At 62.2% G+C, this 15,422-nt stretch carries 13 protein-coding genes and 1 pseudogene; 9 read left to right on the plus strand and 5 right to left on the minus strand.

Annotation, left to right across the window (positions count from 1 at the left end; genetic code table 11):
* Window positions 1-112: 112 nt before the first annotated feature.
* Window positions 113-2,443 (minus strand): response regulator, encoded by a 2,331-nt coding sequence (locus C8K44_RS03695; protein ID WP_109574383.1) that lies wholly within the window; start codon window positions 2,441-2,443, stop codon window positions 113-115.
* Window positions 2,444-2,574: 131 nt separating this feature from the next.
* A complete protein-coding gene (locus C8K44_RS03700) occupies window positions 2,575-3,492 on the minus strand; it encodes a polyprenyl synthetase family protein (RefSeq protein ID WP_109574384.1) in 918 nt (305 codons plus the stop codon).
* Window positions 3,493-3,578: 86 nt separating this feature from the next.
* Here C8K44_RS03700 and mtgA point away from each other — a divergent pair, with 86 nt between their 5' ends.
* From mtgA to C8K44_RS03715, 3 genes are all read left to right on the plus strand, one after another.
* Window positions 3,579-4,331 (plus strand): monofunctional biosynthetic peptidoglycan transglycosylase, encoded by a 753-nt coding sequence (gene mtgA, locus C8K44_RS03705; RefSeq protein ID WP_245417349.1) that lies wholly within the window; start codon window positions 3,579-3,581, stop codon window positions 4,329-4,331.
* A gap of 155 nt (window positions 4,332-4,486) precedes the next feature.
* On the plus strand, window positions 4,487-4,669 hold the full coding sequence (rpmF, locus tag C8K44_RS03710) for a 50S ribosomal protein L32 (protein ID WP_008834724.1): 183 nt from the start codon (window positions 4,487-4,489) through the stop codon (window positions 4,667-4,669).
* 142 nt (window positions 4,670-4,811) lie between these two features.
* Window positions 4,812-5,225: a hypothetical protein gene (locus C8K44_RS03715; RefSeq protein ID WP_109574385.1), complete on the plus strand. Its 414-nt coding sequence runs from the start codon at window positions 4,812-4,814 to the stop codon at window positions 5,223-5,225.
* Window positions 5,226-5,254: 29 nt separating this feature from the next.
* Here the strand turns inward: C8K44_RS03715 and C8K44_RS03720 are convergent, their stop codons facing one another.
* Together C8K44_RS03720 and phaR are read right to left on the minus strand one after the other, a co-directional pair.
* Window positions 5,255-5,683: a heme-binding protein gene (locus C8K44_RS03720; protein WP_109574386.1), complete on the minus strand. Its 429-nt coding sequence runs from the start codon at window positions 5,681-5,683 to the stop codon at window positions 5,255-5,257.
* A gap of 242 nt (window positions 5,684-5,925) precedes the next feature.
* Entirely contained in the window at window positions 5,926-6,528 is a 603-nt protein-coding gene (phaR, locus tag C8K44_RS03725) for a polyhydroxyalkanoate synthesis repressor PhaR (RefSeq protein WP_109574457.1), read from the minus strand.
* A gap of 294 nt (window positions 6,529-6,822) precedes the next feature.
* Here phaR and C8K44_RS03730 point away from each other — a divergent pair, with 294 nt between their 5' ends.
* Both C8K44_RS03730 and C8K44_RS03735 read left to right on the plus strand, forming a co-directional pair.
* The gene (locus C8K44_RS03730; RefSeq protein WP_109574387.1) at window positions 6,823-8,007 is read left to right on the plus strand and encodes an acetyl-CoA C-acetyltransferase; all 1,185 of its coding nucleotides are present in this window, start codon (window positions 6,823-6,825) and stop codon (window positions 8,005-8,007) included.
* A 95-nt stretch (window positions 8,008-8,102) separates the two neighbouring features.
* Window positions 8,103-8,828 (plus strand): beta-ketoacyl-ACP reductase, encoded by a 726-nt coding sequence (locus C8K44_RS03735; protein ID WP_109574388.1) that lies wholly within the window; start codon window positions 8,103-8,105, stop codon window positions 8,826-8,828.
* 70 nt (window positions 8,829-8,898) lie between these two features.
* On the opposite strand, the pseudogene aqpZ reads toward C8K44_RS03735, so the two are convergent.
* Window positions 8,899-9,587 (minus strand): annotated as a pseudogene (aqpZ, locus tag C8K44_RS03740) (aquaporin Z).
* 740 nt (window positions 9,588-10,327) lie between these two features.
* Here aqpZ and C8K44_RS03745 point away from each other — a divergent pair.
* From C8K44_RS03745 to C8K44_RS03760, 4 genes are all read left to right on the plus strand, one after another.
* On the plus strand, window positions 10,328-13,570 hold the full coding sequence (locus C8K44_RS03745) for a helicase-related protein (RefSeq protein WP_109574389.1): 3,243 nt from the start codon (window positions 10,328-10,330) through the stop codon (window positions 13,568-13,570).
* A 5-nt stretch (window positions 13,571-13,575) separates the two neighbouring features.
* Window positions 13,576-13,959: an RNA-binding S4 domain-containing protein gene (locus tag C8K44_RS03750; RefSeq protein ID WP_109574390.1), complete on the plus strand. Its 384-nt coding sequence runs from the start codon at window positions 13,576-13,578 to the stop codon at window positions 13,957-13,959.
* Between the two features lie 147 nt (window positions 13,960-14,106).
* Window positions 14,107-14,445: a ferredoxin FdxA gene (fdxA, locus tag C8K44_RS03755; protein WP_109574391.1), complete on the plus strand. Its 339-nt coding sequence runs from the start codon at window positions 14,107-14,109 to the stop codon at window positions 14,443-14,445.
* Window positions 14,446-14,800: 355 nt separating this feature from the next.
* The gene (locus tag C8K44_RS03760) at window positions 14,801-15,382 is read left to right on the plus strand and encodes a CarD family transcriptional regulator (RefSeq protein ID WP_109574392.1); all 582 of its coding nucleotides are present in this window, start codon (window positions 14,801-14,803) and stop codon (window positions 15,380-15,382) included.
* The last annotated feature ends 40 nt before the right edge of the window (window positions 15,383-15,422 follow it).

The raw sequence follows: 15,422 nt of genomic DNA on the forward strand, positions 1-15,422 counted from the left end.
AGCGGCAAGTTGCCGTCATCCGGTCGCGGTCAGGAAGGTAAAAGCCCAGACATCAGTATTCGAGAGAGGCAAATGCCCCAAGAAATAAGAAAGTCATAGCCATACGGCGGCCTTATGCCGACTGCACAAGCTCCGCGCTCTCACTCAACCAGGTGCCTATCTTGGCGCCAAGCTTGTCCGGCGACACCGGTTTGGGCAGATAGTCGTCCATGCCCGCGTCGATGCACTTTTCCCGGTCGCCCTTGAGCGCATGCGCAGTCACGCCGATGATCGGCGTACGGCTGCCACTGGCTGCTTCTTCGGCTCGGATCGCGCGGGTTGCCTCGTAGCCGTTCATCTCGGGCATCGAAACATCCATCAGGACAAGCTTGGGCTTGAAGGTGCGGTACATCTCCACGGCCGTGCGGCCGTTGCCGGCAATGCGATGGCTGAGACCAAGCCCGGAAAGGATCTGGCCGAAGACGAGCTGGTTGACCTCGTTGTCCTCGGCCACCAGCACGTCCAGCCCTCCGCCTTGCAGGGGCGCCGGCTCCGGATGGGCAACGGGCGCCTGCGCGGGGCCACGGATGACGGTGAATGCAGGCGATGCGTGACGAACCGGCTCGCGGACGAATTCCATCCGGCCAGCCTGCGAACGGGCCTTCTGCACCGCCGCAATCACCGTGCCGAGCAGCACCGCCGATCGTGCCGGCTTGGTCAGATGGGCCGAGATGCCAAAATCAAGCACCATGCGCGAGAAATCGACCTGGTCGACCGAAGTCAGCAGCACTACCGGGATTGACGAGATGCGGCTGTCGGCGGCAATCGCCTTGGCAACATCGGCGCCGTTCATGCCCGGCATCTGGTAGTCGAGGATGACACAATCGACGCTGGCGCCGAGCTGGGCCGCGCGGTCCAGGAAGGCAAGACCGATAGCGCCGCTTTCGGCGGCAGCGCAGTCAAAGCCCCAGCTTTTCAGCTGTTCGAGCAGGATTTCGCGGTTGACCGGGTTGTCGTCGATGACCAGGACGCGCGCTCCGGTGACATCGACGGGCACCATGCCGGTTGTCTGCTGCGCTTCATGCCTTGGCAGCATGGCGGTGAACCAGAACACGGAGCCCTTGCCGAGTTCGCTCTCGACGCCAATCTGGCCGCTCATCAAGTCGACGAGGCGCGCGGCGATGGCGAGGCCGAGACCGGTGCCCTCGTGGCGACGGGTCGAGCTGCCATCTACCTGGGCGAACTTTTCGAACACGCTTCTCAGCTTGTCCGAGGGAATGCCGATGCCGGTGTCTTCCACGCAGACCTTGAGCGATACCGTGTCGTCGATGAGTTCACCCGTAACGTCGACAAGTACATGGCCGCGTTCGGTGAACTTCACCGCGTTGCCGAGCATATTGGTGACGATCTGGCGGAAGCGGCCGACGTCGCCAACCACATGGCTCGGCAGGCGCGGATCGACACGGACGATGAGTTCGAGGTTCTTTTCGGCGACACGCGCTGAGATAAGCGTCGCGACATCCTCGACAGCCTCACCGAGATGGAAGGGGGCAGGGTCAAGCGTCAGCTGACCGGCATTGATCTTGGAGAAGTCGAGCACGTCGTTGATGATGGTGAGCAAGGCGTTGCCAGACTTCACGATCACGTCGGTGAAAGTCGTCTGTCGTGGGGTCAGGTCCGTACGCGCCAAAAGCTCGGCCATGCCGAGCACGCCGTTCATCGGCGTGCGGATTTCATGGCTCATATTGGCGAGGAATTCCGATTTGGCGCGGTCGGCGGCTTCGGCCTTCGACAGCGATTCTGCGCTTTCGGCGAAGGCGCGGCGGATGGCATGTTCCATGGGCCGGAACACCCACACGGCGACGCCGCCGATCACCAGGACGAGCAAGGCGGTGGCGGCCATCAGCAGCCGGTCGCTGCGCGCCTCGGCATATCGGCGCTCGTTTGCCATCGCGCTGCTGGCGCGCAGCAGCATCGGCTGCGCGAACAGGTCGTTTTGATTGCGGATTTCGCGCGAGCTCCACTCGTCGGGGGATTGGGCCGTGGCCAGTGCACCCAGGTTGCGGGCGATGTCACGCGCCGACCAGAAAAGGTCGCCGTTGACCGAGGCACTGTCGAGTTCGCGCTGCGACTTTTCCGACAGCTGCGGGCGTACCGAATTGATCGTGTCGGTCAGGGCCTCGATGCCGGCCTCGAGGCGTGCTGCGTGGTTGCGTCCGGCAATCGCGAGCGCCTCTTGGGTTTCAGGGCGCCAGGCGGTGGGTGTCGTTTCGGCGAAATTGGTGGCGTTGCGCAGCTCGCGGGCAAAAGACGCTAGCTCCGACGCAATGCTATCGACATCGCGCCGGTAGGAATTGCCCTGGCTGAAGGCAACCATGACGACCATGGAAGTAAGCGCGAAGATCAACAGACCCGACAGGTATCTGATCCGTATCGAACGGATGAAGGACGAGTGCTCCGGCATGCGCAACCCCAAACACATACGCACAATTTTACAGAGCCGGAATAGACACCATTAACATTAAGAGTTTCTGACCCGCAGATCGTACTGGGCCGGAAGTCGTTCTGGGGATTGTCCGCGGGTTCTCAGCGGAATCAGCTGTTGCGCTCGGCAACAAAACTGGCTGCCGCCTTAAGCATGATGGCGCTTTCGCCGAAGGGCTCGAGCAAGTCATGAGCCTGGCTGACCAGGCCTGAGAGTTGGGCGCGGGCCCAGTCGGCTCCGTGCAGCGAAACCAGCGTTGCCTTGCCGGCGGCCACGTCCTTGCCGGTTGCCTTGCCCATTGTCTGGGCATCGGCGGTGAGGTCGAGCAGGTCGTCGGCGAGCTGGAATGCAAGGCCGATCGCCGAGCCGAACTCGGCAAGCCGTTCGCGCTCATCGGTGGAGGCACCGGCCAGCATTGCTCCGGCCTCGCAGGCAAAGCGGATCAGCGCGCCGGTCTTCATGGCCTGCAAGCGGATGATTCCGGCCTCGTCGGGCTTGTTGCGTTCGGCGTCTAGGTCCAGCGCCTGCCCCCCGACCATGCCGCCCGGGCCGGCAGCACGTGCGAGCGCGAGCACCAGGGCTACCTTCCGTTCCGCCGGCAGCGGCGTCGCCTCGTCGGCAATGATGTCGAAAGCGTGGGTCAACAGCCCGTCCCCGGCCAGGATCGCGCTCGCCTCGTCGAAAGCCTTGTGCACCGTAGGCTGGCCTCGGCGCAGGTCGTCGTCGTCCATCGCGGGCAGGTCGTCGTGGATCAGCGAGTAGCAATGCACGCATTCGAGAGCTGTTGCAACGCGAAGCGCTGCTTCACCGTCGGCGTCAAATAGTGCGGCGCTCTCCAGCACCAGGAACGGCCTGAGCCTCTTGCCGCCGTTGAGTGCGCCGTGGCGCATCGCCGCCATCAAATGTTCCGGACGGGTGATTTCGCCCGTTAGGATGCGCTCGCCGAGCAATTGCCGGAGCTCAGCCTCAACGGCGTCGGCTCGTATGCGAAGGGCGGTTTCGAACATGATATCGCTGTCGATTGTCATGGCGGCGAGCGGTAGCCGACAGTCAGACGTTGCGCAAGAAGCCAAGCGCCTTTATGCCGAAAGGCTGACAGACAAGGGCGGGCGGGTTGGCCGAACCGATCATAGAGCCGGAAACCGAAGGGCTGGAGATGGCAGCTGCACGGCGCGGGGGCTTCTCGCGTGGAGGCCTGCGCCGCTGGGTGCGGCTCGGCGCGCTGATTGCCGCGACCATGGCAGCGCTGCCCATCGTGCTGACCATACTGTACCTGCCGCCCTTCGTCCGGCCGATCTCGACGCTGATGATCAAGGATCTCATCACCCTGCAAGGCTATGACCGGCAATGGGTGCCACTGGACGATATCGCACCGGTCATGGCGCACTCGGTGATCATGTCCGAGGACGGGCAGTTCTGCTCCCACAGGGGAGTCGATCTTGGCGAGTTGAGGGGCGTTATCAGCGACGCGCTGGAGGGCGAGCCGACTCGTGGCGCCTCCACCATTCCGATGCAGACGGTGAAGAACCTTTATCTGTGGAATGGCCGCTCTTTCCTGCGCAAGGTGGTCGAGTTGCCGCTTGCGGTCTATTTCGATGCGCTCATGCCCAAGCGGCGCATCATGGAAATCTACCTGAACATCGCCGAATGGGGCCCCAACATCTACGGCATCGAGGCGGCCTCCCAGCACTATTTCGGCAAGCCGGCGAGCCAGCTTTCCCGGCGCCAGGCCGCACTACTCGCCGTTACCTTGCCAAATCCGGCCGCGCGCAATCCCGCCAAGCCGGGCCCCGGGCTCAAGCGGCTCGCCTCGGTCATTGAGCGCCGCGCTGCCAAGGCTGGCGCTTACGTCCAGTGTCTGGACTAAGCTCGTATCCACGAGACCGAAAAAAGAGTCGCTTCGGGCTGGTCAAGCCAGCTTTCGCCGTGTATAGGCTCGCCAACTTTCTCAGTTTCCGGCCCTGAATGCGGCCCTTTCACGAGGGCGGACAGGGTCATTTGACCGATTGGTGGAGTATATCCATGGCTGTTCCTAAACGAAAAACCTCCCCGTCCAAGCGCGGTATGCGCCGCTCGGCAGACGCGCTGAAGGCCCCGACCTATGTCGAGGACAAGAATTCCGGCGAAATGCGCCGCCCGCACCACATCGACCTGAAGACCGGCATGTACCGCGGTCGCCAGGTTCTGACGCCGAAGGAAAGCTAAGCAGCTTTTCCTCCGCAAGCGTATTGAGAAAGGACCGGCCAGCCGGTCCTTTCTTTTTGCGTGTCTGGATGGATAACGAATCTCTTGACGCCAGGATGGCCGGAGATTCTAGAAGAGACCGGCGCAACGCGGAGACTGGTCCATGCTCGCGGGCATTCCCCTTCTGATCATCCCTTTCATCCTGTTCAATATCGGCCTGGCCGGCCTGTTCGGCGCTGGGCCTGCTGGCGATCCCTGGGCGAACGAAATCCTCTCGCTCAACATGATGTCGGGTGGGGTCTTCACGCTGACGCTCGGCGATCTGTTGATAGTCGTCGCCTTGCTCCTGCTTTTCGTGGAGATCGTGAAGTCGACGCGCACAAGCAGCGCCTCGGTGGTCGACCATCTGTTGTCGACGTTCGTCTTCGTCGCTTTCCTGGTCGAATTCCTTTTGGTGCGCGGGGCCGCGCACTCGGTCTTCTTCACGCTGATGGTCGTGGCTTTGATCGACGTTCTGGCCGGCTTTTCGGTTTCGCTCCGTTCCGCCAGCCGCGACGTCATGTTCGACCGCGAGTAGCTTTGCGCACACATTGGATGCGCAAAGGCTTAGACTTTCGCGACGAAACCGGCGGCTTCGATGCCGGCTATGGCAGCCAGCTCGTCATTGTCCGACGTATCGCCCGAAATGCCGACCGCGCCCAGCACGTCGCCATTCTTGTTGCGGATCAGCACGCCGCCCGGCACCGGCACGATCTTGCCGCCCGATACAGCTGAAAGTCCCTGGAAGAAGTGCGGACGCTCGACAGCGGCAACGCCAAGGGCCCGCGAGCTTGAGCCGACGGCGAGCGCGCCATAGGCCTTGCCGGAGGCGACTTCGGCGCGGATGAAGGGCGAGCCGTCCTGGCGCTGGAAGGCGAGCAGGTGGCCGCCTGCGTCAAGAACCGCCACGCCGAGCGGCTTGAAGTTCTTTTCCGCACCCAGCGCAAGCGCTGTGGCGATGACGGCGTTGGCCTTGGCCAAAGTCAGTTCGGTCATGGTTGGTTCTCCTGTTGATACGTGCATAGCAAGCACGCTTGGGATGCCGGGCAAACCCTGCATCCGGTTGAAACTGCCTTACCTGAATGGGTGGGAGAGGGGGCTTTTCCAGCCCTGGATCTTGAAGTCTCGATTTCACCTTGGGATTTGGCGAGGCTCTCCGGCCCTTTGCGGACGCTCCGGGCGTTCGACGCTCGGATGGCCTGGCAACGGGCTTGCGGCGACCTCGGGTCGACGGCGACTTATCCCATCGAATCGATTTTCCGCTGCATCGCGGCGAGCTGTTCCTTGAGCTCCTTGAGCTCGTTCGGCTTCTCAGAAGCTTCGTTCTTGGCCGGTTCGGCAGGTGCGGCCCCCGTGCCGGGCGCCGGGAAGGGGGTAAACATGCGCATCGCGTTCTGGAACAGCTCCATGTTGCGGCGCGTCTGTTCCTCCAGCGCTTTCATCGGCGTTGCGCCCTTCATCATGTCCATCGGCGTCTTGCCGAAGGCCGACTTCATCTGCTCGCGGAAACGCTCCTGCTCCTTGGAGAAGGCAAGCATCGACTGCTCGAGGAAGCTCGGCACGACCATCTGCATCTGGTCGCCATAATAAGAGATCAGTTGCCTGAGGAACGGGATCGGCAGCATGTTCTGGCCGTCCTTGTTCTCCAATTCGAAGATGATCTGGGTCAGTACCGGATGAGTGATGTCTTCGCCGGTCTTGGCATCCTGAACGGTAAACTCTTCGCCCTTCTTGACCATCTCGGCCAGGTCCTCGAGCGTGACGTAAGTACTCGTGCCGGTATTGTAGAGCCGGCGGTTGGCGTATTTCTTGATTACGATCGGCGTGTCTTTAGCAGCCATCAGCATCCTCCCCCGGAAGACCGGTATGCCATGTAAGCAGCCGGTAACATTTCGCCAGTCAGGAAGATAAGCGCAAAGCAATCGCAAATCCAAGCGGTTTGTGCAGTGCAAGAACGCGAGCCGGCCTGGTGCCGGCAAAAAAATGCTGCGCAGCATTGCTGCACTGCGGCTGCAGCATTGGCCGCCCTGCGATTTTCCGGTTTGACTCGGGTCCTGGAACGGGCAAGAAAAGTCATGAGCGCCAACGTCTTCGACGCGCAACAACCATTCGTCTCACGAAGTCTGGAGAGAAACATGTCCGCCTCATCCTCCATCGTCGTTGCCAGCGCGGCCCGCACGCCGGTCGGCTCCTTCAACGGCGCCTTTGCCAACACCCCGGCACATGAATTGGGCGCCATCGCCGTCAAGGAGGCGCTAGCCCGCGCGGGTGTCGATCCCAGGGAAGTCGATGAGGTCATCCTCGGCCAGATCCTTGCAGCAGGTGCCGGCCAGAACCCGGCCCGCCAGGCCGCGATGGCCGCAGGCGTTCCGCAGGAGGCGACCGCCTGGGGTCTCAACCAGCTTTGTGGCTCGGGCCTGCGCACCATCGCGATCGGCATGCAGCAGATCGCCATGGGCGACGCCAAGATCATCGTCGCCGGCGGCCAGGAATCGATGTCGATGGCCCCGCATTGCCAGCATTTGCGCGGCGGCGTGAAGATGGGCGACTTCAAGATGATCGATACGATGATCAAGGACGGCCTGACCGACGCTTTCTACGGCTACCACATGGGCAACACCGCCGAGAACGTCGCCCGCCAGTGGCAGCTTACGCGCGACGAGCAGGACCAGTTCGCGGTTGCCTCGCAAAACAAGGCCGAGGCCGCGCAGAAGGCCGGTCGCTTCGCCGATGAGATCGTGTCCGTCACCATCAAGGGGCGCAAAGGCGACACCATCGTCGACCAGGACGAATACATCCGTCACGGCGCCACCATGGACTCGGTCGCCAAGCTGAAGCCCGCCTTCGACAAGGAAGGCACTGTCACCGCTGGCAACGCATCTGGTATCAATGACGGCGCTGCTGCTGTCGTTTTGATGACCGAAGCAGAAGCCGTGCGCCGCGGCCTCACCCCGCTCGTGCGTATCGTTTCGTGGGCGACCGCGGGTGTCGATCCGCAGATCATGGGCACCGGCCCGATCCCCGCTTCGCGCAAGGCGCTGGAAAAAGCTGGCTGGTCGGTCGGCGATCTCGACCTGGTCGAGGCCAACGAAGCCTTTGCCGCGCAGGCCTGCGCGGTCAACAAGGACATGGGCTGGGATCCGGCGATCGTCAACGTCAATGGCGGCGCGATTGCGATCGGTCATCCTGTCGGCGCTTCGGGTGCGCGCGTGTTCAACACGCTGGTCTACGAGATGCGGCGACGCAGCGCCAAGAAGGGTCTCGCGACCCTGTGCATCGGCGGCGGCATGGGCGTCGCGATGTGTGTCGAGACGATGTAGACCGAAAAGAAAAAGGGCGGCCAATGTGCCGCCCTTTTCGTCTCTAAAAGCCTGTCGCAAGGGCACTTCATCCAGCAGCAGAAAAGGGGAAACGCATGAGCAAGGTTGCACTCGTCACCGGAGGATCGCGCGGCATTGGCGCTGCGATTTCAATCGCCCTGAAGGAGGCTGGCTATTCCGTCGCTGCCAATTACGCCGGCAATGACGAAGCGGCACAGAAGTTCAAGGCGGAGACGGGCATTCCGGTCTACAAATGGTCGGTCGCCGACTACGACGCCTGCGAGGCGGGCATCAGGCAGGTCGAGGCCGATCTCGGGCCGGTGTCGGTGCTGGTCAACAACGCCGGCATCACGCGTGACTCGATGTTCCACAAGATGACGCGCGAACAGTGGAAGGAAGTCATCGACACCAATCTGCATGGCGTCTTCAACATGACCCACCCGCTTTGGAGCGGCATGCGCGACCGCAAGTTCGGCCGTGTCGTCACCATCTCCTCGATCAATGGTCAGAAAGGCCAGGCAGGCCAGGCCAATTATTCGGCGTCGAAGGCTGGCGACATCGGCTTCACCAAGGCACTAGCCCAAGAGGGCGCGCGCGCCGGCATTACCGTCAACGTCATCTGCCCGGGCTATATCGGCACCGACATGGTCATGGCCGTGCCGGAAAAAGTGCGCGAGTCGATCATTGCGCAGATTCCGGTCGGTCGCCTGGGCGAGCCGGAGGAGATCGCGCGCTGCGTGGTGTTCCTGGCGTCGGAGGATTCCGGCTTCATCACCGGGGCCACGCTGACCGCCAATGGCGGGCAGTATTTCGCCGGGTAGTCGGCAATCTGCTGGCTTGAAAAGAAACGGCGCCGAAAGGCGCCGTTTCCATGTGTCTTATCGCTAGGGTTCAGTCTTTTTCCAGCATCGTCTTGCGAACAATGCCGGCGAATGCGGCGCCAACAATCGGAGCGACCCAGAACAGCCAAAGCTGCTGCAAAGCGACACCGCCGACAAACAGAGCCGGGCCGGTCGAGCGGGCAGGGTTGACCGACGTGTTGGTCACCGGGATCGAGATCAGGTGGATCAAGGTCAGCGCGAGGCCAATGGCCAGGGGCGCGAAACCTGCGGGCACGCGGCCATGAGTCGAGCCCAGGATGATCATCAGGAACAGGAAGGTCAGCACGATTTCGATGATCAGTGCCGACGCCGGGCTGAACTTGCCGGGCGAAGCATCGCCGTAGCCATTGGTTGCGAAGCCGCCGATGCCGGCAAAGTCGGCCTTGCCGCTGACGATGAGGTAAAGCACCGTCGATGCGAGGATCGCGCCAACCAATTGGGCGATGACATAGGGCAGCAGGTTCTTGCTCTCGAAGCGGCCGGCCACCATCAGGCCGACAGAGACCGCCGGGTTGAAGTGGCCGCCGGAAATGCCGCCCACCGCGTAGCCATGGTCAGGACCGTGAGGCCTAACGCCAACGCAACACCGGCAAAGCCGATGCCGAGTTCAGGAAACGCGGCTGCGAGCACGGCGCTGCCGCAGCCGCCAAAGACGAGCTAGAATGTGCCGAGAAACTCGGCGAATAGCCGTTTGGTCATCATATCCCCCTCCAATATTGCGGACCTGCGGCGCGCACCGCATTTTCGACGGACCCGTCTGGGCAACCCCCGCCGCGCAGACTCAACCCGCAGATGGAGGCATGGCCCAAAGCCGGGCGCAATGGGTGTAATTACCCTTGGGGTATGCAATCACAGGTATTTTGACCAAGCCGACGGTGTACCGGTATGGCACGCAAAAATTAACGGAGCTGTGGAGGAGCTGTGCACTGATCTGTGCGTGGCAAGTGGATAATCGGTGGATTAGCAGGATTGGACACAACATCTAGTGGTGAACAAATCAGGAAACTTATCCTATCAGTGATTCGTAGCCCGTTCGTTCCGTATTTGGTTCAAATCTTAACGAAACGTCGTCCGCAATCGCTCGGCCAGTTAACCGGCCGGTAGGAAACATCAACAAAATCATTATTTTGCGAAGAGGTGGCCGAGGTGTCCCGGTGCCTTGCCAGCAAAAGTTAACGGCCATGCGCCAAAGCATGAGGCCGTCACTTTAGAGAATCTGCATGTGGTGCGGTCTGTCGGCTGGAAATCAACATGTTGGGGTGAACAAAACCTGAATCAGCCGGAGTCAGTGATTCGTCGCTGATTCGTTCCAGACTCGTTCCAACTCTTAAATATGGAACATTCTGCTTTCGCTTCGGCCTACAAATCCCTATGTGTCCACCAGTCGCCACAGGCGGCGCAACGCCGGATGGGCCCGGCGCCGAGGGCGGTTCCCGAGAATGAATGTCCACTCCAAGCAAAATGATCCGCTGATCCTGTCGGGCCGCGATGTCACGGCGGTTTTGGGGCCGACAAATACCGGCAAGACGCATCTCGCCATCGAGCGCATGGTCGCGCATGAAAGCGGCATCATCGGCCTTCCGCTCAGGCTGCTGGCCCGCGAGGTCTATGGCAGGCTTTGCGAAAAGGTCGGCGCCCACAAGGTCGCGCTCGTCACCGGCGAGGAGAAGATCCTGCCGGCGGGTGCGAAATATTCCGTCTGCACGGTCGAGGCGATGCCGCGTCAGACAGACGCCGCTTTCGTCGCGATCGACGAGGTTCAGCTCGCCGGCGATCTCGAGCGCGGGCATATCTTCACCGACCGCATCCTGCATCTGCGCGGCAAACAGGAGACGCTGCTGCTCGGTGCCGCCACCATGCACGGCATCCTGCAACGCCTGCTGAAGGGCGTGTCGGTGGTGACCCGGCCACGGCTTTCGCATCTCGCCTATGCCGGCTCAAAGAAGCTGACGAGGCTGCCGCGCCGTTCGGCCATCGTCGCTTTCTCCGCCGACGAGGTCTACGGCATCGCCGAACTGATCAGGCGCCAGCAAGGCGGTGCGGCCGTGGTGCTCGGGGCGTTGAGCCCGCGTACGCGCAACGCCCAGGTCGCGCTCTATCAATCCGGCGATGTCGACTATCTCATCGCAACGGATGCCATCGGCATGGGACTCAACCTCGATGTCGACCATGTCGCCTTTGCCCAGAACCGCAAGTTCGACGGCTATCAGTATCGCCAGCTCACCGCAGCCGAACTCGGCCAGATTGCCGGCCGCGCCGGCCGCCACCTGCGCGACGGTACTTTTGGCGTCACCGGCCAGGTCGATCCGTTCGACGAGGAGTTGATAGAGAAGATCGAGGGGCATGATTTCGATCCGGTGAAGGTGCTGCAATGGCGCACGGCCTCCTTCGACTTCGCCAGCCTGGATGCGCTCAAGCGCTCGATCGACACAGTGGCACCCGTCGAAGGGCTGACGCGCGCGCTGCCGGCGGTCGACGCCCAGGCGCTGGAGCATCTTTCGCGCGATGAAAACATCCGTTCGCTTGCCACCAGTCGGGAGCGTGTCGCCCTTCTGTGGGAGACGTGCGCGTTGCCCGACTACCGCAGGATCGCGCCGGCCCAGCACGCAGATCTCATCGCCTCGATGTATGACGATCTGGCTCGTCGCGGGCATGTCGATGAGAACTACATGGCCGAGCAGGTGCGTCGTGCCGATTCTACCGAGGGCGACATCGACACGCTTTCGCATCGCATCGCCCAGATCCGAACCTGGACTTTTGTCTCCAACCGCCCTGGCTGGCTTGCCGATCCGGCACACTGGCAAGAAAAAACACGCGACATCGAAGACAGATTGTCCGATGCACTGCATGAACGGTTGACGAAACGCTTTGTAGACCGCAGGACTTCCGTCCTCATGCGCCGCCTTAGAGAAAACACTATGCTTGAAGCCGAAATCAGCCCGTCCGGAACCGTCCTCGTCGAGGGTCACCACGTCGGCGAACTGCAAGGGTTCCGTTTCACCGCCGACCAGAGCGCTGGCGGAGAGGACGCCAAGGCCGTGCGCACGGCAGCGCAAAAGGCGCTGGCCACGGAATTCGATTCCCGAGCTGAGCGTTTCTCGGCTTCGCCCAATGGCGACATCGCGCTCGGCTCCGATGGCGTGCTGCGTTGGATCGGCGCACCGATCGGCACGCTGGTCGAAGGCGAGGACGCGCTCAAGCCGCGCGTCATCCTGCTTGCCGACGAGCAGCTGACTGGCCCGGCACGCGACAAGGTCGCGGCGCGCGCAGAACGTTTCGTCAATTTCCAGGTAGAGTCGCTGCTCAAGCCGCTCGTCGATCTCAAGGCCGCCGAGCAGCTTTCCGGCATCGGCCGTGGCATAGCCTTTCAGTTGGTCGAGAATTTCGGCCTGATCAATCGCCGCGACATCGCCGAAGAGGTGAAGTCGCTCGATCAGGAAGGTCGTGCGTCACTTCGCCGGCTCGGCGTGCGCTTCGGCGCTTACCATGTCTTCGTGCCTGCGCTGATCAAGCCGGCTCCGGCAGGCTTGGTGACGCTGCTTTGGGCGCTCAAGAATGACGGCAAGGACAAGGCGGGCTTCGGCGATGTCGTGCATGCGCTTGCCGCCGGACGCACCTCCGTCGTCATCGACCAGACTTTCGACAAGACCTTCTACAAGCTCGCTGGTTTCCGCAATCTCGGCCGTCGCGCCGTGCGCGTCGACATCCTTGAGCGCCTCGCCGACCTTATCCGCCCGGCACTTGCCTGGAAGCAGGGCGTGGGCGCGCGTCCCGACGGTGCTTATGACGGCAGCTCGTTCATCGTCACGCCGCAGATGATGTCGATCCTCGGCGCCACCGGCGACGACATGGAAGAGATCCTCAAGGGTCTCGGCTATCGCGCCGAGCCGAAGCCGGCTGGCGAGGTCAAGGAAAAGCTCGAAACGATCGACGCCGCTGCCCGCGAAGCCTTGGCCAAGGCCCAGGCCGCAAAGGCGGCAGCAGCGGCCGAGTCGGCTGCCGGCAGCGAAGCTGCGGAAGTCTCCGCCGAGCCCTTCGTCGAGGCGGCCCAAGCCACTGAGCAAGTTGCTTCCGACGTCGCCGAGCAGGCGCCCGAGATCGAACAGGTCGAGCAGGGATCCGAGGCGGTTGCCGAGCAGGCAGAGGCCGTGGCCGAACCTGCGGTTGCAGAGACTTCGGTTGAAGTGGCTGCCGAGGTTGTTGCCGAGTCGGTGCCGGTTGCCCCTGAAGCTGCTATCGCCGAAGCAACTCCGGCTGTGGCTGATGAGGCCGCCGAAGAGCCCAAGCCGATCCTGTTGTGGCGTCAGGGCCGCTTCGAACAGCGCCCGCGTCACCGCCAGGACAACCGTTCGCGCGGCGGCTATCGCGATCAGCGTGCTGCCGGTGCTCCCGCCGCCCGTCAGGGCGAGGGCAATCGCGGTGCTGGACGTGAAGGTGGTGAAGGCCGTGATGGCGGCCGTCCGCGCTTCGATCGCAAGCCTGGCGGCAAGCCGCAGGGCGAGCGTCCAGAAAATCGCGGCCGTGGCGAGCGCCCGGGTGGCGACAAGCACGGTGGCGATCGCGGCGGCTTCAAGGGCAAATCAGCCTTCCAGCCGAAGCCGCGCGAAGAGCGTCCGGTGCGGATCGATCCCGATTCGCCCTTCGCCAAGCTCGCCGCGCTGCGCGACCAGCTCAAGAAGTAAGCGCCTTGGCCGGCGAGGGAAGACAGCGCATCGACAAGTGGCTGTTCTTCTCGCGCGCGGTCAAGTCGCGCTCGCTGGGCGCAAAGCTCGCTCAATCGGGCGGCGTCAGGAACAACGGCCAGAAGCTCAGCCAGGCTTCCGACATCGTCAAGACGGGCGACGTGCTGACAATCACGCTCGACCGCCGCATCCTGGTTTATAAGGTGCTGTCGCCGGGCGAGCGACGCGGCCCCGCCGAAGAGGCGCGCAAGCTCTACGAGGATATCTCGCCTGCTCCCACGCCCAAGGACCAGGCTCCACCCGACGCGAGGCCGCCGCTGCGCGAGGCCGGGAGCGGCCGCCCCACCAAGAAAGAACGACGCGCGACGGACCGTCTGCGCAGCGAATGACGCAAAGGCGTTCGAGTTGCCGCAATCAAGTTGAGAATTGCGTTCCTCCAGCAGCGTTCTGCGCGCAATGGCCGCCCTTGCAAGAGGCCTGTAAAGGGGCTACCTCACCGACAAAGATACAAAATACGGGAAGTCCCGGAGCCTGCCATGACCTATGTCGTCACTGACAATTGCATCAAATGCAAATACATGGATTGCATCGAAGTTTGTCCGGTCGACTGCTTCTATGAAGGCGAGAACATGCTCGTCATCCATCCGGACGAGTGCATCGATTGCGGCGTCTGCGAACCGGAATGCCCGGCCGACGCGATCAAGCCCGATACAGAGCCGGGCCTCGACAAGTGGCTGCAGGTCAACACCGAATATGCTGAAAAATGGCCCAACATCACGGCCAAGAAAGAGCCCCCTGCCGACGCCAAGGAATTCGACGGCGTACCAGGCAAGTTCGAGAAGTACTTTTCGGCGGAACCTGGCGAAGGTAACTGAGAGAGCACTGCTCCAGGAGGCGGTAGATCGTTCGATTGAGTCCGCTGCCGAGTCTTGACGCGGCAACACCTTGGCGTATCCACCAAAATCTTGATTCTTCCGACTTTTTGTGTTAGGGCTAGATCAACATGCCGATGACACAACGTCGATCTATGGCGCGAAGCCTAAATCACTGAAAGGTGACAACCCCAATTCGGACCTGAGTAATCTGGCCCGGAGGCCGCTGCTTTAGCGGTTTGCCGGTCCAAGCTCTCCGGTTGGGGGTCGAATGTCGTGCGGCACAAGGTCGCGTTAGTGACCATCCTCGTTCAGCCGGCCTCGGCGGGCCGGTGTTACAAGAAGGAGTTCAGGGCGTATGGCAACTTCCATCCCGCAGAAGAAATCCGCAGCACGTCACGGTTTCAAGACCGGCGAGTATATCGTCTATCCGGCGCATGGCGTCGGGCAGATCGTATCGATCGACGAGCAGGAAGTGGCGGGACACAAGCTTGAGCTTTTCGTGATCGATTTCCAGAAAGACAAGATGCGCCTCAAGGTGCCGGTCGCCAAGGCGACCTCCATCGGCATGCGCAAGCTTTCTGAAACCGACTATGTCGAGCGTGCATTGAAGGTCGTGCAGGGCCGTGCCCGCGTCAAGCGGACGATGTGGTCGCGTCGCGCGCAGGAATATGATGCGAAGATCAATTCCGGCGATCTGATCTCGATCGCGGAAGTCGTTCGCGACCTCTACCGCGCCGACAATCAGCCGGAGCAGTCCTATTCCGAGCGCCAGCTTTATGAAGCAGCGCTCGACCGCATGGCGCGCGAACTCGCGGCCGTCAATCGCCTGTCGGAAACCGAGGCAGTCCGTCTTATCGAGACCAACCTCAACAAGGGTCCGAAGCGCGGCACCAAGGCCGACAACGAGGAAGCCGAAGAGCAGGAAGAAGCTGCCTGACCTCGCCTTGCCCTGAGATTACGAAAAACCCGGCCATTGG

This window comes from Aminobacter sp. AP02 (assembly GCF_003148805.1).
In the GTDB taxonomy this organism is placed as follows: domain Bacteria; phylum Pseudomonadota; class Alphaproteobacteria; order Rhizobiales; family Rhizobiaceae; genus Aminobacter.